General features: G+C 60.8%; 23 protein-coding genes and 1 tRNA gene. 13 read left to right on the forward strand and 11 right to left on the reverse strand.

The features are described 5' to 3' along the window. Position 1 precedes the first annotated feature (1 nt). The 3 genes from gltX to K1X75_17220 all read left to right on the forward strand — a co-directional run bounded on the left by gltX (position 2) and on the right by K1X75_17220 (position 2,772). Positions 2-1,558, forward strand: a complete 1,557-nt coding sequence (gltX, locus tag K1X75_17210) for a glutamate--tRNA ligase (GenBank protein MBX7059806.1) — start codon at positions 2-4, stop codon at positions 1,556-1,558. Between the two features lie 40 nt (positions 1,559-1,598). Then, positions 1,599-2,222: a hypothetical protein gene (locus K1X75_17215; protein ID MBX7059807.1), complete on the forward strand. Its 624-nt coding sequence runs from the start codon at positions 1,599-1,601 to the stop codon at positions 2,220-2,222. Positions 2,223-2,304: 82 nt separating this feature from the next. Next, positions 2,305-2,772 (forward strand): DNA starvation/stationary phase protection protein, encoded by a 468-nt coding sequence (locus tag K1X75_17220; GenBank protein ID MBX7059808.1) that lies wholly within the window; start codon positions 2,305-2,307, stop codon positions 2,770-2,772. Between the two features lie 45 nt (positions 2,773-2,817). Here K1X75_17220 and K1X75_17225 read toward each other — a convergent pair whose 3' ends face one another. Next, entirely contained in the window at positions 2,818-3,720 is a 903-nt protein-coding gene (locus tag K1X75_17225) for an adenylate/guanylate cyclase domain-containing protein (GenBank protein ID MBX7059809.1), read from the reverse strand. Positions 3,721-3,805: 85 nt separating this feature from the next. Between K1X75_17225 and K1X75_17230 the strand changes: the two genes are divergently transcribed. Both K1X75_17230 and bfr read left to right on the forward strand, forming a co-directional pair. Then, positions 3,806-4,000 carry a (2Fe-2S)-binding protein gene (locus K1X75_17230; GenBank protein MBX7059810.1) on the forward strand — a complete coding sequence of 65 codons (195 nt, stop codon included), beginning with the start codon at positions 3,806-3,808 and terminating at the stop codon, positions 3,998-4,000. Between the two features lie 107 nt (positions 4,001-4,107). Then, positions 4,108-4,590, forward strand: a complete 483-nt coding sequence (gene bfr / locus K1X75_17235; protein MBX7059811.1) for a bacterioferritin — start codon at positions 4,108-4,110, stop codon at positions 4,588-4,590. 37 nt (positions 4,591-4,627) lie between these two features. Here bfr and speE read toward each other — a convergent pair whose 3' ends face one another. From speE to K1X75_17260, 5 genes are all read right to left on the reverse strand, one after another. Beyond that, on the reverse strand, positions 4,628-5,587 hold the full coding sequence (gene speE / locus K1X75_17240) for a polyamine aminopropyltransferase (protein MBX7059812.1): 960 nt from the start codon (positions 5,585-5,587) through the stop codon (positions 4,628-4,630). Then, positions 5,584-5,910 carry a rhodanese-like domain-containing protein gene (locus K1X75_17245; protein ID MBX7059813.1) on the reverse strand — a complete coding sequence of 109 codons (327 nt, stop codon included), beginning with the start codon at positions 5,908-5,910 and terminating at the stop codon, positions 5,584-5,586. The genes speE and K1X75_17245 overlap by 4 nt, the downstream gene beginning before the upstream one ends. Positions 5,911-5,960: 50 nt before the next feature. Continuing rightward, positions 5,961-6,842: a hypothetical protein gene (locus tag K1X75_17250; GenBank protein ID MBX7059814.1), complete on the reverse strand. Its 882-nt coding sequence runs from the start codon at positions 6,840-6,842 to the stop codon at positions 5,961-5,963. A 3-nt stretch (positions 6,843-6,845) separates the two neighbouring features. After that, positions 6,846-8,255, reverse strand: a complete 1,410-nt coding sequence (locus K1X75_17255) for a phosphoglucosamine mutase (protein MBX7059815.1) — start codon at positions 8,253-8,255, stop codon at positions 6,846-6,848. A 76-nt stretch (positions 8,256-8,331) separates the two neighbouring features. Further along, positions 8,332-8,415 (reverse strand) — tRNA-Leu (locus tag K1X75_17260). Between the two features lie 148 nt (positions 8,416-8,563). Here K1X75_17260 and K1X75_17265 point away from each other — a divergent pair. Further along, positions 8,564-9,943, forward strand: coding sequence for a hypothetical protein (locus K1X75_17265; GenBank protein ID MBX7059816.1), 1,380 nt, complete (start codon positions 8,564-8,566; stop codon positions 9,941-9,943). Further along, the gene (locus K1X75_17270; GenBank protein ID MBX7059817.1) at positions 9,924-10,469 is read left to right on the forward strand and encodes a chemotaxis protein CheX; all 546 of its coding nucleotides are present in this window, start codon (positions 9,924-9,926) and stop codon (positions 10,467-10,469) included. Before K1X75_17265 ends, K1X75_17270 begins: the two co-directional genes overlap by 20 nt. On the opposite strand, the gene K1X75_17275 is transcribed toward K1X75_17270, so the two are convergent. After that, entirely contained in the window at positions 10,420-10,884 is a 465-nt protein-coding gene (locus K1X75_17275; protein ID MBX7059818.1) for a DUF5329 domain-containing protein, read from the reverse strand. The genes K1X75_17270 and K1X75_17275 overlap by 50 nt on opposite strands. An 82-nt stretch (positions 10,885-10,966) precedes the next feature. On the opposite strand from K1X75_17275, the gene K1X75_17280 reads away from it, so the two are divergent. Continuing rightward, positions 10,967-12,436, forward strand: a complete 1,470-nt coding sequence (locus K1X75_17280; GenBank protein ID MBX7059819.1) for an adenylate/guanylate cyclase domain-containing protein — start codon at positions 10,967-10,969, stop codon at positions 12,434-12,436. A 6-nt stretch (positions 12,437-12,442) separates the two neighbouring features. Here K1X75_17280 and K1X75_17285 read toward each other — a convergent pair whose 3' ends face one another. Beyond that, a complete protein-coding gene (locus K1X75_17285) occupies positions 12,443-13,000 on the reverse strand; it encodes a hypothetical protein (protein ID MBX7059820.1) in 558 nt (185 codons plus the stop codon). Positions 13,001-13,225: 225 nt separating this feature from the next. Here K1X75_17285 and K1X75_17290 point away from each other — a divergent pair, with 225 nt between their 5' ends. Then, complete coding sequence (locus K1X75_17290; GenBank protein MBX7059821.1) at positions 13,226-13,600, forward strand: STAS domain-containing protein; 375 nt, start codon at positions 13,226-13,228, stop codon at positions 13,598-13,600. 14 nt (positions 13,601-13,614) lie between these two features. Here K1X75_17290 and K1X75_17295 read toward each other — a convergent pair whose 3' ends face one another. The 3 genes from K1X75_17295 to K1X75_17305 are packed head-to-tail and all read right to left on the reverse strand — an operon-like array spanning position 13,615 to position 17,054. Next, positions 13,615-15,012 (reverse strand): aldehyde dehydrogenase family protein, encoded by a 1,398-nt coding sequence (locus tag K1X75_17295; protein MBX7059822.1) that lies wholly within the window; start codon positions 15,010-15,012, stop codon positions 13,615-13,617. After that, positions 15,009-15,839 carry a gamma-glutamyl-gamma-aminobutyrate hydrolase family protein gene (locus K1X75_17300; protein ID MBX7059823.1) on the reverse strand — a complete coding sequence of 277 codons (831 nt, stop codon included), beginning with the start codon at positions 15,837-15,839 and terminating at the stop codon, positions 15,009-15,011. The genes K1X75_17295 and K1X75_17300 overlap by 4 nt, the downstream gene beginning before the upstream one ends. 48 nt (positions 15,840-15,887) lie before the next feature. After that, complete coding sequence (locus K1X75_17305; protein ID MBX7059824.1) at positions 15,888-17,054, reverse strand: iron-containing alcohol dehydrogenase; 1,167 nt, start codon at positions 17,052-17,054, stop codon at positions 15,888-15,890. Between the two features lie 90 nt (positions 17,055-17,144). Here K1X75_17305 and K1X75_17310 point away from each other — a divergent pair, with 90 nt between their 5' ends. The 4 genes from K1X75_17310 (at position 17,145) to K1X75_17325 (ending at position 21,763) form a co-directional block, all read left to right on the forward strand. After that, positions 17,145-17,969 (forward strand): AraC family transcriptional regulator, encoded by an 825-nt coding sequence (locus tag K1X75_17310; GenBank protein ID MBX7059825.1) that lies wholly within the window; start codon positions 17,145-17,147, stop codon positions 17,967-17,969. A gap of 64 nt (positions 17,970-18,033) precedes the next feature. Further along, positions 18,034-19,338, forward strand: a complete 1,305-nt coding sequence (locus tag K1X75_17315) for an SMP-30/gluconolaconase/LRE-like region (protein ID MBX7059826.1) — start codon at positions 18,034-18,036, stop codon at positions 19,336-19,338. Continuing rightward, positions 19,335-21,077, forward strand: coding sequence for a carboxypeptidase regulatory-like domain-containing protein (locus K1X75_17320; protein ID MBX7059827.1), 1,743 nt, complete (start codon positions 19,335-19,337; stop codon positions 21,075-21,077). Before K1X75_17315 ends, K1X75_17320 begins: the two co-directional genes overlap by 4 nt. A 317-nt stretch (positions 21,078-21,394) precedes the next feature. Further along, positions 21,395-21,763 carry a tyrosine-type recombinase/integrase gene (locus K1X75_17325; GenBank protein ID MBX7059828.1) on the forward strand — a complete coding sequence of 123 codons (369 nt, stop codon included), beginning with the start codon at positions 21,395-21,397 and terminating at the stop codon, positions 21,761-21,763. The last annotated feature ends 257 nt before the right edge of the window (positions 21,764-22,020 follow it).

Raw genomic sequence — 22,020 nt, forward strand, 5'->3', positions numbered from 1 at the left:
AATGACGTCGCCTCGCATTCGCACACGTTTTGCCCCCTCGCCCACCGGTTATCTGCACATTGGCGGCGCGCGCACTGCGCTGTTCAACTTTCTCTATGCGCGCTCGCAGGGCGGCGACTTCATCATTCGCATTGAGGATACCGATCAAGAACGCAGTACGCCGGAATCAGAAAAAACCATCATGGAATCGCTCTCCTGGCTGGGCATCGTCGAGGATGAGGGCCCGATCAAAGGCGGTCCCTATGCGCCTTACCGTCAATCGGAGCGGCTGGATACCTACCAGCGCTACGTCGACCAATTGCGCAAGAAGGGCCAGGCCTATCCCTGCTTTTGCAGCGACGAGGAGCTGGGCGAGAAACAGGAAAAAGCAAAGTTTCTGGGCCTGCCTTATGTATACGACGGCAAATGCCGCAGCCTGAGCGACGAAGAGATCGAACGTAGAGCGGCGGCCGGCGAACTGTATGCCATTCGCTTTCGCGTTGAGCCGCGCGAGATTTCCGTCGATGACGCAGTACAGGGCAAGGTGAAGTTTGACTCGCGCCTGATTGGCGACTTCATCATTGTAAAATCTGACGGCTTTCCCTCTTACAACTTTGCAGTGGTGGTCGATGACCACGAGATGAAAATCACCCACGTGATTCGCGGGGTGGGCCACCTTTCCAATACGCCGCGCCAGATCATGATTCACGAGGCGCTGGATCTGCCGCTGCCATCCTATTCGCACATTAGCGAGATTGTTGGCACAGATAAGAAAAAGCTCTCCAAGCGTCGCGGCGCCGCTTCCGTATTGTTCTTTCGCGACCTGGGTTACCTTTCCGAGGCGCTCACCAACTATATGGCCCTGCTGGGCTGGTATCCGCGCGACGGAGTGGAATACATGCCCGAGGGCGAACTGGCGCGCAAATTCGATGTCGCCCAGTGTTCCAAGAGCCCGGCGATGTTCGACTTCTTCCTTACCGAAAACGCCAGCGAGGACCTGGACCCGGCATCCCTGCCGCGCGAGGAATTGCACAAGTACATCAATCGCAAGTCCAAGTTGAACTGGCTGAACAATCGCTATTTGCGCGAAACGCCCGTCGATAAGATCTGGCCGCTGGTTCTGGCCTTCTGCCAGAAGGACGTTTTTGCGGCCGCCGTGGCGGCGGCGACGCCGGATAAACTGCGGCAGAGTTTCGAATCGGTGCGCGTCTATCTGGACACGCTGGACGAGTTGCCGGCATACGTGCGCGAACTGTTTAAAGACAACGCGGAAATCGCCGACGGCGTCGCGCGCGCTGTCCTCGATGAGCCGCTGGCGCTGGAGGCCGTGCAGGCTTTCGTGGCCGTGATTGGCGAAAGCAAACCGACCACGCCCGATGGCTTTTCGGCGGCGATGAAGGAGGCCGGCAAGCGCAGCGGCGCCAAAGGCCGCGGACTGTTCATGCCCATTCGCGTGGCCAGCACCGCCTCCATGCAGGGGCTGGAACTGCCGACGCTCTTCTCGATCCTGGGCGCCGAAGCGGTGGCTGAACGTATCCGGCGCGTTCTCAATGCTGCGGGCCTTGCCTTTTCTGGTTGAAAGCTGGCTGACAATCGGCCGCTCTGGAAAGGGTTGAACTATGCCGCAGTCGGTTTCCAAAGCTGAGATCATCGCCAGCGTCAAGAATGCCGGCGTAGGCTACCATCTGGTAACGGCAATGCAGGATCTGTCGCGGCAGGCGGCGGAGGGCGACAGCGTAGCGCTAGATGCGCTGGGCGAAATGCTTGAGGAGTGTCGCGATACCAAATTCTGGATTCGCAACAGCCGCTACTGTTCGGCGGTAGTCCATGCCGTGGCCCACGTTGGGGCCATGCGTTCCATGAAGCTGCTGGTTGACTTTGTGCGCGGTCTTTCTCCGGACGCGCCCTACGGCGTAGTGGAACTGATCTCCAGCATTCTGCCTACCTACCGTCGAATTGTGATGGGTTCGGTGATGCAGCTCCTGGAGGAGGCCCCGGACGGCCCGGCGCGCGCCGTTGGCTTGCAAACTCTATGCAATATGTATCTGGACCATGCCTTGCAGGGCGAACAAATTCGTTTTCTGGAGCAGACGCTGCAGAACTTCGACCGTGATAACTACCTGACCCAGACCGTCGCCGACCTGGTGCGTCTGGAAATGGCCTATCGCGAAGAAGAGGCCGCCGCCGATCTTGAGGCGATGTTGCACGGCTTCTTGATCGAGACCCCTGACCATTCCAATTGAACGTCTTGACTCCCGCCGCGGGCCGGCCGACAAGGGCTGGACGTAAATTGGAAGCATTCTTATTTTGTAACGGGAGACAAAGATGAAGATCAATACCGGAATTGGCGATAGCGACCGCGCCGCAATCAGCGCCGGACTGCGCAAGGTGCTGGCGGATACCTACACGCTATACTTGAAGACTCATAACTATCACTGGAACGTCACCGGGCCGATGTTTGACAGCTTGCATCGCCTGTTCATGGAACAATACACTGAACTCTGGAATGCCGTCGACCTGGTAGCAGAACGCATTCGCTCGCTGGGCGAATTTGCCCCGGGAACCTACGAACAATTTGCAAAGCTGACCAAAATCAAAGAGGAAAGCCAGCCGCCAAAGGCTGCGGAAATGCTGCAGAATCTGGTGGGCGGTCACGAGACGCTCATCGAAACGCTGCGCGAGGCCTTCCCGGCTGCCGAACAGGCCAACGATCAGGCCACCATGGACCTGCTGACGCAGCGCCTGCAGATCCACGAAAAAACGGCCTGGATGCTGCGGACCATGCTGGAATAGATCGCATAGTGCAAGGTCGCTTCAGCCAGACAATCTGGCTGGCGACTACTCCGGCAGCGTCAGCTCATAGAGCCGAAAACGTCCGCTCTTGCCGCGCAGCGGTGCGCTGAAGACCCGTCGCGGCTGGATGACGTCGCGCACCTTCTCCATCACCGACTCGGAAATCAAAATCTGCGCGCCGGCTTTCTTGGTCAGGGACTCAATGCGGCTGGCGGTATTGACTGCGTCGCCGATGGCGGTAAACTCACGTTTGGCCTGATGTCCCAGCGCTCCAACAATCGCTTCGCCATAGTGAATGCCCACGCCAATGTTGAAGGCGACATCAAAGTGCTTGCGCAAATAGACATTCAGCTCGCCCAGCGATTCGACCATACTGACTGCGCTGTTGACCGCCTGGCGACAGATCTCGCGTTCGTCGCCGCCCTCCAGTCCAAATAAGGCCATCAGGCCGTCGCCAATGTACTTGTCGATGACGCCCTGGTTGGCCAGCACCGCCGCACCCATCCGACGAAAGTAGCGATTGAGCATGTGAACAACATCATAGGCCAGATTGCGCTCGGAGAAGCTGGTGAAGTTGCGGATGTCCGAAAAGAGAATGGCCAGCTTCTGTTCCCTGCCGGTGCTGGGGGCCTCCTCGCTGCGCGCCTGCTGCAGATCCTCCTCGTCCATCACCAGGCGGCGAACACGCACCGAACCATGCACCCGGGACTGACAGGCCAGGCGAATGTTCTGCTCGAAGCCCTTGCGCGCCGCCAGTTTTGCTTCCGCTTCGTTGCGCGGCGCCAGGTTTTCGAGGCCCTCCAGAACAATGACACGACAGGTGGAACAGCGCGCCTGGCCGCCACAGGCATGGGCATGAGCGATGCCGGCTTCAAGGGAGTGCTCCAGCAGGGTTCGATCCGCCAACTCGCTCTGGACGCTCAAATCTTGCTCAAAAGTGATCCTCACCGCCGCCTCCCTGGGCCTGTAATATTCGCCCGACTCCCGCTTTCCCTCTTGACCATGAGAATGAGTCTCAGTAGTATGGGGCAGGATGTATGTCTGCGTCTGCCATGCCGTTACCGATGGCGAAATCCGCAAGGCGGTAGAGGGCGGGGCCTCCACTTTGCGCGAGGTTCAGGCCAGCCTGCCAGTGGGCGCCCGCTGTGGCGCCTGCCTGGATTTTGCAGAGCATCTCGTCGATGAGCACCATGGTCACTGCCAGCGCAGTGTTCGCGCTGCGGGCTGAACCTCGCCCCTAAGATTAAGTCTCATTCGCAATCCTCTCTGCGGCCGGTCGCAGCGCAGACTTGACGCCGCCCAGGCGTCTTGCTCAGCTGAGGCCAGGAGTGCAGCATGAAGGGCGACGCCAGGGTAATCCAGTTTTTGAATCGAGCGCTGAAAAACGAGCTCACGGCCATCAACCAGTACTTCTTGCATTCGCGGATGTTGCACAACTGGGGTCTGAAGCGCCTTGGCGATCATGAGCACAAAGAGTCCATCGATGAGATGAAGCACGCCGACAAACTGATCGAGCGTATTCTGTTTCTCGAGGGTCTGCCCAGCATGCAGGAGCTGGGCAAGCTGCGCATTGGCGAAAAAGTGCGCGAGCTTCTGGAGTGCGACCTGGCGCTGGAACGCGAGGCCGTGCCGGACCTGAAAGAGGCCATCGCCCATTGCGAGAGCGTCAGCGACTATGTGAGCCGCGAGCTTTTTGAATCGATTCTAGAAAGTGAAGAAGAGCATATCGACTTCCTGGAAACGCAACTGAGCCTGATCGACCGCATCGGCGAACAGAACTACGCTCAGAGCATGATAGGCGAGTCTTCCGCCAGCTGAAACGCAGGCGCGCCGCAAAGGCCGCAGGCTGCGGCGCTTACTCAAATGCGTCCGGAAAATCGGGCGCCGCATCGGTGATCAGGCGCGCATCGCTTTGTTCTACGATTCGATTAATATAGGGACGACTCACGGCCATGGAATGGTGCACGGCGCCGTTGTAAAGTTGCAGGCCCCCTACGCGCCGCTGCCGCAGTCGGCGATCGATCGTCGCCGCGGGAACTGCCGCCACATCGATCGATGGACTGGCATGCACCAGGGCCCACAGTGTGCCGTACTGGGCTACGAACTGGTGCATGGGCCGCACTTTTCCAAAGACGCTGCGCAGGGTGCGCAGAATTGAAGTATAAGCCAGCGGTCGATCCTCCGCCGACTCGGCGTGCATGCTGAAGATGCTGCGCCTGTCGCGCAGCGCCCGTCGTACGCTTCGAAAAAATTCCTGCGTATAGAGCAGGCAGGAAGGACCGCTGGGATCGGTCATGTCCATCAGGATAACATCGTAGCGTTTGCGACAGCCCTCTACAAACTGGCGGCCATCGCCAATTGTGATGTGCACACGCGGATCATCAAAACTGCCGCCGTGGACGCCAGGCAGCCAGCGCCGCGCGACCTCAACTACTTCGCCATCCAGATCGACCAGATCAATGCGCTCAATGCTGCGATGACGACAGACCTGGCGCAACACGCCGCCATCTCCGCCGCCAATGATCAATACGCTTCGCGGATCAGGATGCGCCGAGAGCGCCGGATGCGCCAGCGCTTCGTGGTACTGGAATTCGCGCGTTTCAAAAAGCTGGGCGATGCCGTCCAGCAACAGCACGCGACCAAAGGCCTCGCTCTCTACCAGCTCCAGCGATTGGTAGCGGGTTTGTAGCTTCAATAGAGTGCGTTTGATAGTAAAGAAATAGCCGTGGTTGGCGCTCAGGCTTTCCAGATGTCGACGCTTGCCCCTCAATCGAAGGGCGGCCAGCAGAAGACGCCAGAGTGCGGCCGGATTCAACCGCGCTCTACAGGCAGACCCTGGGCCTGCCATTCCATGGTGCCGCCGCTGATGTTGATGGCCGGAATGCCGGCGGCATTGAGCATCAGGCAGGCCTGGCCGGAGCGTGCGCCGCTGCGACAGATAACCAGAATTTTCTCTTCGTATCCGCCCTGATCGCGAGCGGCGCGGATTTCATCGACATCCAGCTGTTGCAGGGTAAAAAGCTGCGCGCCGCGCGCGTGCACTTCGCGAAACTCTTCCGCGGTGCGTACATCGATCAGAAAAACTTTTCGTCCCGATTGCAATATGCCCTGAGCTTCTACTGGCGTGGTAACTTCCATTCTGGCCTCTGCTGCAGTGGCCCTGGCTGCGGCAAGCGCAGCAAGCAAATTCAGAAAAGCTCAACGAGGCCCGCGGCGGCCAGCCGACGCAGCTCGCGCTCATCGCGCATGGGCATCAGGATCAATCCCTGAGCGGCCAGACGTTGCAGTTCGCTCTCCACGCCCTGCAGCGAAGAGCAGGCCAGGCGCATCTCCTCTGCAGCCAGGCCGGCCTGCCAGCCGCCGTTTTGCTGGCAATGCAGTCGCGGCGGCCAGACAAAGAGCAGGTATTCGCGATCGGCCTGGGTGCGCACATAAAGCCAGCGTTGGTCGCCGCCTGGCGAACTGGTCCAGAGCGAAACGACGCCAGGCGCCGCCTCCCAGCGCGTTGGCGCATCCGCCGGTCGAATGGCTTCCAGTACGGGCGCCGGCAAACCGGAATCGCGCACCAGTCCGGGGTGCAATTGCGCCGGCGCAAGCATGGCATGTTCGCGCCAGGCATCGACGTCGGGCAGCGCCGCAAATCCGGAAAAGGAAAGAACATCGCCGGACAGAAACAGGATCGCCTGCGAAGTCGCCAGATCGCGCCGCCACGCGCTGCGCACGCTGGCATAGTCATCGGTCGCACAGCGGGCGGGACCGTCCGCTGCCAGCGCCGAGTCGATCATCAATGGACCGCGCGCAAAGATGGCCGCAGCGGCAGCAGCAGCATCGGCGTCGCGTCCGCGGCAGAAGGGCGAGAGCGGCGAAATCGGACAACGTCCGCTGATGTAAATGCGCAGAGCCTGCGGCAGCGCGGCGCGCCGGTAGCTGCGCGCCAGATCACGAATGCGCTGCAGATCCTGCGGCGGCGTGGCATAAGCCTGCGGCAGAGGACGATAGAGAAAACCCAGGAGAGCAAGGACAAGCGTCGCGACCAGAAGCATCGCCGCCGCCGGATGGATACGCAGCATTTGCTATACCTGCTTCAAGGCATCGCGGGCGCGGGCCAGCACTTCCTTCAGTTGTGCTGCGCTGTCTCCCTGAGCGATAATGCGCACCACCGGCTCTGTGTTGCTGCCGCGAACATGCAGCCAGCTTTGCTCGCCAAAGCTCAAGTGCAGACCATCGCGACGATCGCTCTTGGCGCCGCGAAAGCTGGTTTCCAGTACGGAAAAGAGGCGCGCCAGACGCGACGGCTCCAGCGGCATCTTGGTCTTTTCCATAAAGAGCGGCGGCAGCGCTGGCGACAGGTCATCCAGCGTACTGCTCTGGCGCGCCGCCATGGCTGAAAGGGTCAGGGCGGCGCCGCTCAAAGAATCGCGGCCAAAGGAAGGAATGCGCGGATCGATTACGCCGCCATTGCCTTCGCCGCCGAAGACAGCGCGGCGCTTCTTCATTTGCGCCACAACGTTGGCTTCGCCGACCGGCGAACGTTCGACGCGCAGGCCAAAGGACTTGCCGACGGCATCGAGCAGCGTGGCCGTCGAAAGGTTTACAATCGCATACTTATTCCGCAGCTTGCGCCCTTCCCGGTCGGCGCTCAAGCCAAGAAAAGCGACTGGCAGCGTGTATTCTTCATTCCAGGCGCCCTGCCCGGCGGAGCCCAGCACCAATCGGTCGGCGTCTGGATCCAGGGCAAAGCCAACCGCGGCGCCGCTATCAGCAAGAGCGCGCCCGAAGTCGCGCAGCGCAGCGGGCGTTGGTTCGGGCGGACGGGGGAAGCCGCCATCGCGGGTTGCATCGCAGTAGAGGCGAATCACCTCACAGCCCATTTCTTCCAGCAACGCCGGCAGAGCGACGCGACCAGCCCCGCCCGCAGCATCGACCAATACACGGTAGCGACGCGCACGGATCTCTTCCAGATTGGGCAGCGACTGCAGCACGGCGCGAATGTGATCGCCAATGGCATCGATGGAGCGCAACCGCCCGGTGCGGCGCCAGTCCAGATCGCGCGGCGCATCGTTTTCGATGGCCGCCTGCCAGCGATCAAAGGCGGCGCGGTCGAAAAAGGCGCCGCCTTTTTGAATGAATTTCAATCCGTTCCATTCCGGCGGATTGTGGCTGGCGCTGACTACAATTCCGCCATCCGCCTTCTGCTGAACCACCGCCGCTTTGATGGTTGGCGTAGGCGCCAGGTCGGCATCCAGAACCTCCTTGCCCTGCGCAGCCAGCGCCGCGGCGCAAAGTTGCATCAGCCATGGGCCCGTGGAGCGTGAATCGCGGCCAATCACCACGCGCTTACCGGTCACTACGCCAAAGGCGCGAATGAAATGCAGTGCGTTAACGGCATCCAGTCCCTCCGGGATCACGCCGCGGATACCTGAGATCGAGATCATCAGGTGTTTGCCGCGTTCCGTCAGGCTGCGATAGGAGGGCGCGCTCATTGCAAGAGATGCCGTGTAGGGTAAGGAAGAGGCTGGCGAAGAATCAATTTCTGCAAAGGTACGAACGAATGCAAACTGCCCAAAGGGGGACTTGAACCCCCACACCCTTTCGGGCACAAGCACCTCAAGCTTGCGTGTCTACCAATTCCACCATCTGGGCGGCAGCGTGCAGGATTTCAAGCAAGGGTCGAGGGTCGAGCATTTTCTGCGACGGCGCTTGCTGCAGGCTGAGCCTGGCCGGCGGCAGCTGGCGCGGCCGGCTCAAAAAAGTTTCCAGCGCTCTGCAAGACGCGCCGTTACTGAGATCGGTGAAGCTTTGCGCCTTCCTTGTTACGGCTTTCGTACTGGCCACGCCGGCGGGCGCGCTATGGGCGCAGCAAAGCCCCCAGCTCCCGACGCCGATGATCCAGTCGCCGCAAAGTTCCGGCGGCGGCGGACGTTGGCTGTCGACGGCGGCCTGGGCCCTGGTGGGCGCTGGCGCGGCGGCTCTGGTGCTGGCCCTCAATCGCATCAACCGTCGGCGCAAACCAAAGGATGCCTCTACCGCCGCGGCGCCCATCCCGCAGGCCGTAGTACGCGACGATCACGATGCTGTCGCCGCCCCGCTGCAGCAGGAAGACGAAGCGGCTCTGCCTGAGGATGCGGCAGTTGAGCAGGAACGCTGGAACCTGCCCGGTTTTCTGGCGGTGATGGCGCCGGTGCGCACACGACTGGCGCCGGAGACGCAGGATTTTGCCGCCGCCGTCTTACGGCAGCCAGCGGGCGAAAGCCTCTTTGATTTTCGATACTATGATTTTGTTGATAGCGGCGAGTTTCTGGAAAGCGTCAGCGATCTGGAAAGCTTTGCCCGATCCTTCTTGAGCAGCGTCAGTTCTGCGCTGCAGGACTGCGACAGCCTGCTCTTCCTGCGCAACCGATTGGGCGATATGGCGCCCTGCCTGGAAAAGCGCGGCAGCGTCTTTGTTTCCGGTGCGGCGCTGGAAGATGAACATCTGGAGCGCGATTGTCTGACGCAGCTGGAAGCCGGACGCTACGTGGCCCTGGAAGACGGCCTGCGCCTGGTTTTTCCGCTGCCCTCGCACCGCGGCCTGATTGGCGCGCTGCGTTTCAGTTCCCGGCGGCCGCTGTTTCGCCCGGAAGAGCTGGCCCTGGCCTGGTTTCGAATTCGCAAATTTGGCGAATGGCTGCTGCAGGCGGCGGTCTTCGAGCAGGCTACAGTCGATCGACAATCGGCGCTGAACAACGGCATGACCTTTCATCGCGATTTGCGACACGAGTTTGCGCTGCGCGACAGCCTGCGCGAACGCCGCGAGCTGAGTTTGGTGCAATTTCTGAAGGGCGGCGGCCAAACGCTCTGGCGCGGATTGCAATTGCGCCGACGCTTTGGCGATCGCCGCCTGTATCGCATTGCCGCCGATGTCTTTGCGCTGCTGGGCCCGCAGTCGATGGAAGGAGAAATCGATCGACGCTTCTCCGAATACCTCAGCGATCTCGGCGAGCGCGAAACCGTCGAACTGCAAATTGGTTGCGCTATTCTGGAAGACGATGTGGAATCCCCGCTGGAGTGGTTTCGGCGCGCCGGCGCGGCGCTGGAACAGGCGCGGTCCGAAGGTCCCAATAGTTTCCGGGTCTACGCCCCGGTCGCTCCGACGGCGGAGTTTGTAGAGCATGGATCCTTTGCTGGATGAGAAGATCGTCCTGACGCTTTCGCGCGTCTGTCAGGATTTTTTCAAAGAGAACCTTTACCTAAGCGCGGACAAGGAAGCCTACGGTCCCTCGCGCAACGAAGGCCTTTGCTACGAAAGCTGCTCGCGCATTGGTTTCGAGGGCGATGTCAACGGCTTCCTCTACTTTTGTATGGACGGCTATACCAAGTTGAAGCTGCTGCCGCGTATTGCCGAACGCTTTGGCATCGATGCCGGATTGAAGGGCATGGCCGACTCGGTGTTGCTGGAATTTGCCAACCAGATGGCCGCAGATATTGTCGAAGAGCTGCGCGATGGCGGCTTTGCCGTACAACTGACGCCGCCAGAGAACTTGAGCCACAAATTGACGGCCATCGACCTCGGGCTCTATCGCCAGTACATCATCATTTTCTTTCTGCGCGATCGACGCGAGCGCAGCTATAAGGGACGCATCTATCTGGTGCTGACAATGCGCAAGTTCAGTCCGGCGTCTGGCGACGCGCTTCCAGAGCCTGCAACTTCCGCCTGAGCCAGTCGGCGCTGGAGCTTTCTAGGCCATCGGGCATGCGGATACGGTATTCCTCGCCGCTGAGACTGGACCTGGTTCCAATGTAGCGGATAAAATCGCGCGCCGTCTGGATTCGTCCGCCGGAGCGCGATAGCTTCAGCCGCATGTGTTCGGCAGCGGCCGCTGCTGGATGCCAGCTGCCGTTGCGGTAGAAACTGGCGCCGGAGGAAGCGACCGCCTGAATCAGCGCCTCAATCTTCTGCGACTCGCTGAGCGGCGCCGTCGGCGCTGCGCCTGGACGTGCGGGGCCAGCGCCGGCCGACTGGGCCGCCAGCGCGCCGCCTGAAAGCAAAAGGAACAGCAGCAGCGCCGCCGGGCGCATTCTGCGGGCAGCTCGCCAGAGGTGAAAATTTGTAACATTGCTGGTTGCTTTCATTCTCATGTGTTATGCTCTATTGGAAGAGAGTTGCGCCTGTGATCGCGTCGCCGCCGCAGGCAAGGAAACCCGGATAAGCCCTATGTGGAATCACTCATTGCTCAAGCTCAGACTGGACAACCTGTGCAGTTTCCCTGCCCTGCAAAATGCCGATATCGAAGGCTTTGGCGCCGTCCTGGAATCACTGGACGACTGGTCCCTGTTTCGAATCAATCCGCTTTCCTTTGCCCAACGCCATGCAATTCCGACGGCTCAGGCCGTGGATCTGTTCGTGCACAGCGCCCGCATTGGTCTGATGGATTTCTCCTACAACATGATCTGCCCGATGTGCGGCGGGCGCGAACACAGCCATGAGGCCCTCGATCAGGTGGAAAGCAGGTCCTTTCACTGTACGATCTGCAACATCGACGTCGACAGCAACCTGGACGATCAGGTCGAGGTATCCTTCAGCATCAACCCGGCAGTCAAGAGCCTGGACATCGATCCCTATGCCAGCCGCGAGAACCACCGCCGTTATTTTTTTTCCGACAATCTAAAGCGTCACCCTGATCTCAAGGCCTACCAGGCCGAGGCCATCAAGTCCTTCGTGGTGCTGGAACCGGAACAGCGCAAGGTCGTGGAGCTGCGGGCGCGACCGGGAGAAACCTATCAATTCTTGAGCATTGACAATCATTCGCCGTCGATCCTGAACTTTGGCGAACAGCTGCAGGGCATCGCCGAACAGGAAATCGAAATGCTCGATCGTCACTTCTCGCATCCAGAAGTACAGGTCAGCGGCGAGCAATTGCGCATTGGCGTGCGCAACCTCTGCGGCGTGCGACGCAGCTTTCTGGTCTTGAAGCCCAATTTTCCGCGGCTGCATGAGATTCTCGATCAGCACCCCAGCGAGAAGGTCCCCTTCCTGACGGCTAAGATGCTGCTCAACAACCAGAGCTTCCGCGATCTGTTTCGCGTACAGACGCTCAGCAAGGATTTGAATCTGAGCGTCAAAAGCCTGACGCTGCTTTTTACCGATCTCAAGGGCAGCACGGAGATGTACGATCGCGCCGGCGATCACACCGCCTACCAGCTGGTACAGGACCACTTCCGCATCCTGACCGAGGCGGTGCGCGCCAATAACGGCGCCATTGTCAAAACGATGGGCGACGCCATCATGGCCAGTTTTTCGCAGCCCCTGGATGGATTGCGCGCTGCAGCGCAGATGATGCACTCCATGGATGATTTCAATGGCCGTCTGCGCGAGCTGGGCTATTCGCTGGGATTGAAGATCGGACTGAACGAGGGACCCTCGCTGGCCGTAAACAGCAACAGCGCCATCGACTACTTCGGTCAATCGGTGAACATTGCCGCACGCGTGCAGGGCCTGGCCAGCGCCGGCGAAATCTGGATCAGCGAGAGCGTCTTCCAGTCGCCAGGCATTGCCGAACTGCTCGACGAGCGCGGCTACCAATCACAGCGCGTGGAAGCGACGCTGAAGGGCGTGGGCGGCGCCGCCATTGTGCATCGCCTGCAAAAGACCGGCGGCGCCCCGCAAGAATCGGCGGCAGCCTGAGGGCCGTCAAAGATCCGACGCTTGCGCCGCAGGCAATCGCTGGCGCCATACTCGCCAGGCCAGGTAGCACAGCAAATTGTAGAGGGCGCGAATCAACTGTAGCGCCAGCAGGACAGCATAGAACCAGTAGTAGCCGCCGGCCTCCGGCGCAATCGTTTGCTGAGCGCGCAGCTGCAAACTGAGATCAAGAACAGCGCGCAACAGCAGCGAACCGCAATGCACGCTGACAAAAAACAGCGCGCCGGCATAAACCCAGAGGCCAGGCCGCTTGCCGCGCAATAGCAGCAGCTGGCCGGCCACCGTGGTCAGCAGAATCAGGAAGGCCAGCCAGTGCAGCGGCGTCATTTCGCCGCCGGGATAGAAGTAGGGAAAGATCTCCTGAAAACTCAGGGACTGCTGGCGGTATTCGGCGATCGGGCTGAGCCAGAAGTAAAAGGCGTGGCGCAGCACAGGCTCCAGAAGCAGCAGCAGCCAGACCAGCGCCAGGTCCAGCCACGACAGCAGGCGCAAGCGCGCCTCAATTGCGCCGGAGAGGCTCAGCGGGCCGTTCTCCCTGAGAAGCAAGCCGCCAGCGCGGAAAAATTCATATAGTCATACTTAGCAAACGGAAGATTGGCCGCGGGACGGGCCGGGCGAGCTTGTAAAATCATCAATGTCAACAACTTGCGCAGTTTATGGCGCAGCGGCCACAACAGCGCAGATCGAAGGCCCCGCTGCGGCGAGAAAAAAAACGAAATAATGGTTTGCATCCTGGAGTCACAATCTTAAAAAAATGGAACCTGGCGGTCCGTGTGCTTTATGGAAGATGATCTGGAAGAGTCGCAAGCGTTGCAGCTGGAGGAGTTCCCTGGCGGCCTGGTGGTGCGCTGTCTGGAGTCGGAGGTGACCATGTTCATCCTGCCGGACATTCGGATGACCCTGATGGAAGCGCTGGCCAGTCAGCCAAAGGCAGTGATTCTGGACTTCGCCGAGACCTCCTTTCTGGACTCCTCGGGCGTTGCGCTGCTGTTCAAGCTGCAAAATGACATCCATAAATATGGCGGCCGCTTTGCCGTCACTGGATTGCGCAGCAGCCTGCGACGCGTACTGGCCGCTGTGATTCGTAACAACGAAATCCACCTTTTCGATACGCTGGAAGACGCAAAACGCGAGCTGGCCAGCTGAGCGCAGTTCTATGCTCAGGGACGCCGCAAATGCCAGGCGCGCGGACGAACAAAAGAACGAATGCCCTCAAGGCCCAGCGTAACGCCCATGCCGGAATCATTGCGTCCGGACCACGGCAAGCGCGGACTCACACGATCGCAGCAATTCCAGTAAACCGTGCCATAGTTAAGTCGCGATAGAACAGCCTGGGCGCGTTCGCCATCGCCGGAATAGACGCTGGCCGTCAGACCGTAGCGCGAGTCGGCCATCAGGCTCATGGCCGCGCGGTCATCCTTGACCGGCGCAAGGCCAATGATCGGGCCAAAGCTCTCTTCGCGCATCAGTTCCATCTGGTGATTGCAGTTCGCAAAAACTGTCGCCTCAAAAAAGTAGCCGGGGCCCGCGCCGCGCTTGCCGCCCTGCAGCAGGCGCCCGCCAAGTGCGGCGGCGTCGCTGCTCTGCCGTTCCAGTACGCCAAGCTGTCCCTGACGGGCCACCGGACCGATGTAAGTTTCCTCGGATAGCGGGTCGCCCATGCGATAGGATTTTACTTCGGCGCAAAAGGCCTCCAGAAAGCGATCGTAGATCGACTGCTGTACGTAGATACGCTCCACGGAACAACAGCTCTGTCCGGTATTGTAGAAGGCGCCATCGGCAATGGAGGCGGCGGCGGCGGCAATATCGACATCGTCGCAGACATAGACCGGATCCTTGCCGCCCAGCTCCAGCTGCAGGCGCGTAAAGCGCCGCGAGCAGATGTCGGCGATGGCGCGACCGGTTTTGTATGATCCGGTGAAAAAGACGCCGCCCGTGGGGTATTTCAGCAATTCCTGTCCGGCAAAACCGTCGCCAATGATTGGGATCAGAACCTCGTCGGGCACGCCGGATTGATAGAGCAATTCGGCGATGGAAAGGCCGCTGAGCGCCGCAAATTCGGAAGGCTTATAAAGCACCGTGTTGCCGGTAAGCAGCGCCGGAAGGATAACATTCAGGCCCACAAAATAGGGATAATTCCAGGCGGAGATGCAGCTCACCACGCCCAGCGGATCATAGGTGATGCGTTCTTCGGTGCGACCGTCGGGCGCCTCAGCGGCGCTGAGCGCCGTTTCGCCGCGCAGTACGCGATCGACGTGATCGACAAAGAAGTCGATGCGCCCCAGCACGCTTTCCAGTTCGCCGCGCGCTTGACGGATGGGCTTGCCCATTTCCTCGCTGAGCGTGCGCGCCAGCAGCTCGCGCCTGTCGACCAGTAGCTGCCGGAATTTGCGAACCATCTGTTGGCGGCTGGCCAGGCTGGTGGCCGACCACTCCAGCTGGGCGGCCATGGCGCGATTGTACTTCTCAATGATCGAACGGGAATCATCGCATTCCAGTTCGGTGATGAGTTGTTCGCTAGCGGGATTGACGATGCGAAGCAGGCGCGCGGCGCTCATCCAGAAACTCCTGGATATGAGACGAAAGCAGCGCTCGCTTTCGATGCGCTGCGACGCGCTTTCGCCGATTTCAGAAATTCGCCAAGCAAGGGCGCGGCCGGCAGCAGCTCACGCTGTTCGGTGCGCTGAAACTCCGGATGCCACTGAACGCCGCGCACCAGCGGCAGCTCGGCGCCTTCTGGATTGTGCGTCAGACGAATGGCCTCGATGATGCCGTCCTCGACACAGACCGCCTCGACCTGCAGATTGCGGCCCAGCTCTTTGATGGCCTGGTGGTGGATGGTAATGATCTCGCCGCCCTCGCGTCCGGGATAGAGGCGCGCCAGATCGGCCCCGGCTTCAAAACGAATGTGGTGGCGTAAGTTGTCGTACTGTCCGTGGTCGCGATGCAGACGCGCCTGCGGTTGTTGGGTGGCAATGTCCTGGTAGAGACTGCCGCCCAGCGCCACGTTGAGCAGCTGATGACCGCGGCAGATGCCCAGGATTGGCTTGCTTTGCGCCAGGAAGGCGCGCACCAGTTCGATTTCATAGAGATCGCGAAAGCGGTCGCCGCTCCACTCCGGACGCAGCGCCGTTTCGCCATAGCTCTCCGGCGCCAGATCGGAACCGCCCTGCAGCACCAGGCCATCAAGCTCCGCTGCCAGGCGCTGCGCTTTGAGATCGGCATTGCTGGTGGGAACCATGATCGGCAACACGCCCTGGCTGGCGACCCAGTGGACCATCGACTCTTCCAGGTACAGCAGACGCTTGCCCTTGAAGATGTTACGCTCCGGGTCCGGATGAAAGAAGGAGGCGCTGATGCCAATGCGCAGGAGCACGTCGCTCATACCCTTCCAGCAAGTTGATCTGCTGCGCCGACTGCTACGCTTTTTTCTTCAGGCCGCAAAAGCCTTGCGATACAGCTCTTCAAAATCGGCGCGCGAGACGCTGCGCGGATTGAGCGGATGGCAGCCGTCGGCCAGGGCCACGTCGACCAGCTCGTTGAGGCGCGTATCGTCAAGTCCGTGGCTGCGCAGTCCGGCCGGCATTCCCACCGTCGCCTTGAGCTCCTTCAACCAATCCACAAAGCCGCCAGCATCCGGACGCCGCGCTCCGACGGTCCTTGCCATCCAGGCAAACTCTTCTTTGGCCGCCGGCAGATTGAACTCCATGGCGTAATCGATCATGATGCCGTTGGCCAGGCCGTGGTGCAGGTCGTAGACTGTCGAAAGGGCATGAGCCAGGGAGTGCGTCACGCCCAGGCCCTTTTGAAAGGCGACGGCGCCCATCATCGAAGCGTTGAGCATCTGGCCGCGAGCCAGGAGGTGCTCCGGCGTGGCCGCGACGTGAGCGCGCGCAAAGTCGACACAGGCCGATAGCGAAAGCGAAGCCAGTCGCAGGCCTTCCATGGCAATGCCGTCACACAGCGGTTGATAGCCGCGGGCAATGCGCGCCTCCACCAGATGGGTCACGGCATCCATGCCGGTAGCGGCGGTGACGCCGGCCGGCAAGGCCACAAGCAGCTCCGGATCGGCAAAGACCTCCAGCGGCAGCAGTCGCGGCGAAAAGATGATCTTCTTACGATGGCTGCTATCCTCGGAGACCACTGCACTGCGGCCCACCTCGCTGCCGGTGCCGGCGGTGGTAGGAAGGGCAAAGAGCGGCGGAAGGCGCTGATCCACCGGGCGAGCGCCAGGCAGACCGTCCTCGTAGTCGAAAAGGTCGCCTGGGTGAGCGGCCATCAAGGCAATGGCCTTGGCCACATCCTGGGAGGCCCCGCCGCCAAAGGCCACAATGCAATCGGACTGGTGGGCGCGAAATGCAGCCACGCCCAGGTCGACCTGTGATTTCACTGGATTGCCAATGACGCCATCGTAGATGGCCAGCGATTGTCCGGCGGCGCGCAGCAGTGCGCTGAATTCCTCTACGATGGGCAGCTTGGCCAGGGCTTGATCGGTGACCAGCAGCGGGCGCAGGCAGTTGCGTTGCTGCAGGGCGGCGGCGCAATTGCGGCGAGCGCCGACGCCAAAATGGATCACGGTGGGAAAGTTGTACCGAACGATTTCGCTCACGGCGTCAACTGGATCAAGGCGGCGGCGACGGCAATCATTGCACGACAGGGCGCGAAGTAGAATAGACAGCGCGCCCGTCCCATGCTAGCAAGCGGCCTGAGCGGCGGGGGATTCGAAGCAGTGACCGACGATGCGCAGCGACGCGTGTATCTGTGGCGAGATCGCACTCTCTATGCGACCACACACAATCATACCGGCTGGCATCGTCATTTTGGCGCCTCGATTGCCGTCAGCGTGGCCGAACCGTTTCTGCTGGAAACGCGACGCAGCCGCGCTGAATACCGGGCGGCGCTGGTGCCGCCCAATCTCGAACATCGCACCCTGGCGCCTTCCACGCGCATGGCGGTATTGATTGTCGATCCGGACTGCGCCGCCTTTCGACCCTGGCTGGGCGGACTTTCGCTGACGCGCGTGCAGGAGCTGGCGGCGTCCGAGTTTGCCACATTGCACCTTGATATGCAGGCCATTCTCGAGGGACGCGCCGACCGGGCAACGGTGCAGCGCTGCGCCGCAGGCATGCTGGCCAGTCAGGCGCAGCAGGCGCCGGCCCTCGATTTGCGCATCCAGACGGTGCTGCAGCGCATCCGCAGCAGCTTTCCGGATTGTCCCTCGCTGGCCGCGCTGGCTGGCGAACAGGGGCTTTCGCCCAATCGACTGATGACCCTTTTCAAACGCAACCTGGGGCTGCCAATGCGTCGCTACTTTCTGTGGCTGCGCCTGCGCGCTGCGGCGCGCTATCTGGATGGCAGCGGCACGCTGACCGAGGCCGCCCACGCCGCCGGCTTTGCTGATTCAGCGCATTTCAGCCGCGTTTTTCAACAGAACTTTGGCATGCGACCCTCCGATATCTTTCGCGCCCGCGAGGCCGGCATGCTGCAGATCATGGAGCGCCTGGAGGCCGACTAGTTTTTGCCTGCGGCGCAAGATTCGTTCAAGCGTCGCGCTGCCGCTTCATGCTAGTCTGCAGCCCATGAAACGGGTTCTTGCAGTCCTTGCCGCTGCGCTGCTTTCGCTGTGCGGCTACCTCTACTACCCGCGCGCCGAGCGCGCCCATCTGGTGATGGCCGAGTCCTACGACATCGGGCCCACGCCCTCTGGCATCGAGGCCGTGCGCGCCGCAGCCGACGACATTGCCAGCCATCTACGACACCGCGGCGACAAAGTCCCTGGCTTTGACGACCTGATACTTTATGAAGACAGAGGATTTGGCATTGCCACAGGAATGGATGGCTATTTCTGGAAGATCGATCTGGCAAGCGGCGCCGCCGAACGCTTTGCAAAGACGCCCTTGATCGCCGCCGGCGCAGTGCGCGATCCAGGCGACCCGGATCGCATCTACGCTTGCGTATCCAGACTGCACGGCGAGCCAGAGGCGCCGGATGCAAAAGTCGGTCTCTACGAACTGCGTCTTTCGACACGCACAGTGCAGCCGGTGTTAACGCGGACCTTGATTCCGCCGGCCTATGAGTCCGCGCCGGGCGCCAGCGGCAAGGTCTATCGACCGGAAGAAGCGCCGGCGCTTGCCGTGGCCGACTTCAACGACAGCAACTCCGCGCCGATGGCCTTCTGCAATGACCTGGCCGTCTCCGCCGACGGCCAGCGCATCTACATGACCACGCCCTACGCCTATGCCGGCGCGGCGATGGGCGGCGGCGCCTTTGGCGAAGCGATCACATTGGCGCGCAACGGCCTGCTCTGGCAGTTCGATCGTCGCGCTGGCACGCTAGCGCTGGCGGCCCGAGATTTCAACTTCATCGATGGCATCCTGATCGAGGGCCAGGGAAACGAAAAGGAACAGTCGCTGTTGATCACCGAGACCACGAAGTTTCGTATCGATCGACTTTTTCTGAACGGTCCGCGCGCCGGCGCGCACGATACGCTCTGGGAATACCTGCCAGGCATGCCCGATGGCATGGATCGCGATGCAGAGGGTCGTATCTGGATTGGCATCATCAAAAAACGCACCGGCCTGATTACCTTTGCGCACCGCAATCTCTGGCTGAAGTATGCGCTGCTCAATGTTCCACAATCGCTGCTGCCCATTCCGCACCAGACCGGCGTGCTGGCGCTCAGTCCCGATGCATCGCAGGCCCTCTACTATGCGGAGTATGAAGGCGAGGGCCCGCAGGAAATTTCCGTGGCCGTTCCCGGCCGAAGCGAAATCTATCTGCCCAACTTTCGCAAGAGTTCGCGCGGGCTCTACAGTATTCCCTATCCGGCGCAATTGCAGGCATCCAGTCGCGCTACACAGAACAATTCAGGAGCCGCTCGATGAAAACGATCTGGAATACCTTATTGCTGGCAGCGCTCGGCCTCGGCATGAGCGCCACGCTGCAGGCCCGCACGCTGCAGGGTACGGTGCGCGACGCCCAGGGTCGCGCCGTGGCCGGGGCCATTGTCACCGCCTTTCAGGGCGCCGTGGCCGAGTCCTGCTACACCAACGGCAGCGGAAGCTACCGACTCAGTTTGAACTTGAACGATCGCGCCCGGCTGCGGGCGCGTCACGCAGGATTTCTCGATGCCGAGGCCGACGAGGGCGGCGCCCTGACCTTGCGCGACGCCACGCCGCAACAGCGCTCCGATGCGCTTGCGGCCAGCGCCCACGCCGCGACGCTGCAGTGGGAGTCGCCGGAGCATCGCAACAACTTTGTCAGCCAGTGCCACTACTGCCACCAGATTGGCAACGCCCTGACGCGCAACGTCAAGGATGAGGAGACCTGGCAGACGACGCTGGATCGCATGCAGGGCTACGGAGCGCTGATCACCAGTTCGGATGAAGAAGCCTTTCGCGGCACGCTGAGCCGCTATTTTCAGGGCGCGCCAGTGACCGACCGCCAGTCGCACCAGCTGGATGCGGCAGCGCAGCCGGCGCAGATCACCGAATGGAAGCTTGGCGAGGCCGATTCCTTTTTGCACGATGCCGAGTTGCATCCCAATGGCCGGGTCTACGCCGTGGACATGAGCAAAGACCGCATCTACGAGGTGGACCGCGCCCGAAATACAATCGTTGCTTACGATCTGCCGCCCTCCGAGCTGCCGCTGGGCGGCATGTTTGCCGGGGCCTATCGTCCGCTGGGCACTTTTGCCGCGCGCCACGGTCCGCACAGCATCCAGGTCGGTCCCGATGGTAAGCTATGGACAACCAATTCGCTGGCAGCGGAGGTCATGTCCTTTGATCCAGTAAGCCACGCCTTTCAGATTTTTCCCATCCCCGATGCAATCTATCCGCACACGCTGCGCTTTGACCGCAAAGGCATGCTGTGGTTTACCGTGGCGCTTTCCAACAAGATTGGCCGCTTTGATCCGCGCACGCAGCAGTTTACGATGATCGAGTTGCCCTCGCACGGAATGTGGCGCTGGCTGAGCGATGCGCTGGTTCCCACAATTCTGGAAGTGGCCAGCTGGTTTCCACAGAAGAATTTTCAGGTGAGCCTTTCGCACCACAAGGTCAGCGGCGAGGGACGACGCGTCTTGAATCTGCCCTACGGCATCGACGTGAGTCCGCTGGATGGTTCGATCTGGTACAGCAAGCTGTACTCGGGATACATTGGCCGCGTCGATCCGGAGACGCTGGAAGTCGAGGAGATTGAAAGTCCGCTGGGCGGACCGCGTCGCCTGCGTTTTGCGCCGGATGGAATGCTGTGGATTCCATCTTTTGAACAGGGCACAATCATGCGACTGGATACGCGCACGCGCCAGTTCCAGCATTACAAACTGCCGCTGCTGGCAGAAGGCGAGTACGAAACGCCCTATGCGCTGGGCATTGATCCCAAAAACGGAATGGTGTGGATCACATCAAATCTTTCTGATCGCATCTTTCGACTGGATCCAATCAGCGGAAGTTTCACCGCCTACCCCAGCCCGACGCGCGTCACCTACATGCGCGATATCCTTTTTGGCGAAAGCGGCGAGATCTGCAGCACCAACTCCAACATGCCGGCCTACGCCATCGAGGGCGCCAGCCAGAAGGTGATCTGCCTCAACCCGACAGGCGGAGCGACGCGCAATCGCTGAACTATAGCGCAGCGCGCGGGCCTTTGCACAAAGGCAATCGCCCGCCGCTGCAGCCGGCCTCAATCCCCCACAAATTAGTGTATCTTTGCTTATAAATGAGGCGCCTTCCCGCGGCGCCGGCGGGCCCGGGAGATATGTTTAACTGAATAACAACACAGCGACTGGTAAAAATGTTGATAATAGAATTGGGCCTCGGAATCTCGCCTGGACGCAAAGGCGGGTGAGTGAGGGGGCGGAAAAAGGCCTGGGACTCACCTGGCGAAGCTGTGTCCGCAGCGGGCGGCGATGGGGGCCGCATTGACGACCGCAAGCAGGACATGGTTCTGCATCGGCGGAGACCGACCGGCCGCCCTTCAAAGCGAAGCGAATTACTGATTTACCGGCGCCCAAAGCAGGCGCAGCTGGAAATCGGACAACATACCGGGAGCGACGTCCATCAGCGGCTCAGTTTTGCTTTGCCGGAGTCCAGACGAGTCGCTGACAATCGATTCGAGCTGCCAATGGACAACGGTAAGCATCGACTGCTGCCGGCGCTCTGCTATTCGGCCGGGCTGCGCGTCCGCGAAGTAGTCGCATTGCGCCGATCGGATCTGGACGGCCGCGCAATCCGAGTGCGCCAGGGAAAAAGAAAGAAGGATCGCTACAGCCTGCTGGCGAAGTCGAACCACAAGCCGCTGGACGACTAAAGCCGGCGACCCGGCCGAAGTTCGCATAACCAACAAGGGAGTGCGACAATACGAAATCGCCTATTTGCTGCGCAGTGCGGACAAGACGAAGGCGGATAGGCAACGGGATTGACCAGGAAGGCGAAGTCGGACAGATTGAGTTAAACGAAAGGCCCGTCATGCTCGCGCGTTTCGCGCAATGCGGCCGTCGAAAGCTATGTTCTTCTTTTCTTTTGCTGACGGGCGAATGTCTCCTCGCTTAGGAACGCCTCTCAAAC

Source organism: Leptospirales bacterium (assembly GCA_019694655.1).
Taxonomy (GTDB): domain Bacteria; phylum Spirochaetota; class Leptospiria; order Leptospirales; family Leptonemataceae; genus SSF53.

Coding starts and splice junctions, on each gene's coding strand:
- K1X75_17215 (MBX7059807.1), top strand. CDS start 1,599: ATGCCGCAGTCGGTTTCCAAAGCTGAGATCATCGCCAGCGTCAAGAAT.
- K1X75_17295 (MBX7059822.1), bottom strand. CDS start 15,012: ATGAGCGCCGCGCGCCTGCTTCGCATCGTCAATCCCGCTAGCGAACAA.
- gltX (MBX7059806.1), top strand. CDS start 2: ATGACGTCGCCTCGCATTCGCACACGTTTTGCCCCCTCGCCCACCGGT.
- K1X75_17320 (MBX7059827.1), top strand. CDS start 19,335: ATGAAAACGATCTGGAATACCTTATTGCTGGCAGCGCTCGGCCTCGGC.
- K1X75_17250 (MBX7059814.1), bottom strand. CDS start 6,842: ATGCTGCGTATCCATCCGGCGGCGGCGATGCTTCTGGTCGCGACGCTT.
- K1X75_17310 (MBX7059825.1), top strand. CDS start 17,145: ATGCTAGCAAGCGGCCTGAGCGGCGGGGGATTCGAAGCAGTGACCGAC.
- K1X75_17300 (MBX7059823.1), bottom strand. CDS start 15,839: ATGAGCGACGTGCTCCTGCGCATTGGCATCAGCGCCTCCTTCTTTCAT.
- K1X75_17270 (MBX7059817.1), top strand. CDS start 9,924: ATGGATCCTTTGCTGGATGAGAAGATCGTCCTGACGCTTTCGCGCGTC.
- K1X75_17275 (MBX7059818.1), bottom strand. CDS start 10,884: ATGAAAGCAACCAGCAATGTTACAAATTTTCACCTCTGGCGAGCTGCC.
- K1X75_17245 (MBX7059813.1), bottom strand. CDS start 5,910: ATGGAAGTTACCACGCCAGTAGAAGCTCAGGGCATATTGCAATCGGGA.
- bfr (MBX7059811.1), top strand. CDS start 4,108: ATGAAGGGCGACGCCAGGGTAATCCAGTTTTTGAATCGAGCGCTGAAA.
- K1X75_17315 (MBX7059826.1), top strand. CDS start 18,034: ATGAAACGGGTTCTTGCAGTCCTTGCCGCTGCGCTGCTTTCGCTGTGC.
- K1X75_17255 (MBX7059815.1), bottom strand. CDS start 8,255: ATGAGCGCGCCCTCCTATCGCAGCCTGACGGAACGCGGCAAACACCTG.
- K1X75_17280 (MBX7059819.1), top strand. CDS start 10,967: ATGTGGAATCACTCATTGCTCAAGCTCAGACTGGACAACCTGTGCAGT.
- K1X75_17220 (MBX7059808.1), top strand. CDS start 2,305: ATGAAGATCAATACCGGAATTGGCGATAGCGACCGCGCCGCAATCAGC.
- K1X75_17325 (MBX7059828.1), top strand. CDS start 21,395: ATGGTTCTGCATCGGCGGAGACCGACCGGCCGCCCTTCAAAGCGAAGC.
- K1X75_17230 (MBX7059810.1), top strand. CDS start 3,806: ATGTATGTCTGCGTCTGCCATGCCGTTACCGATGGCGAAATCCGCAAG.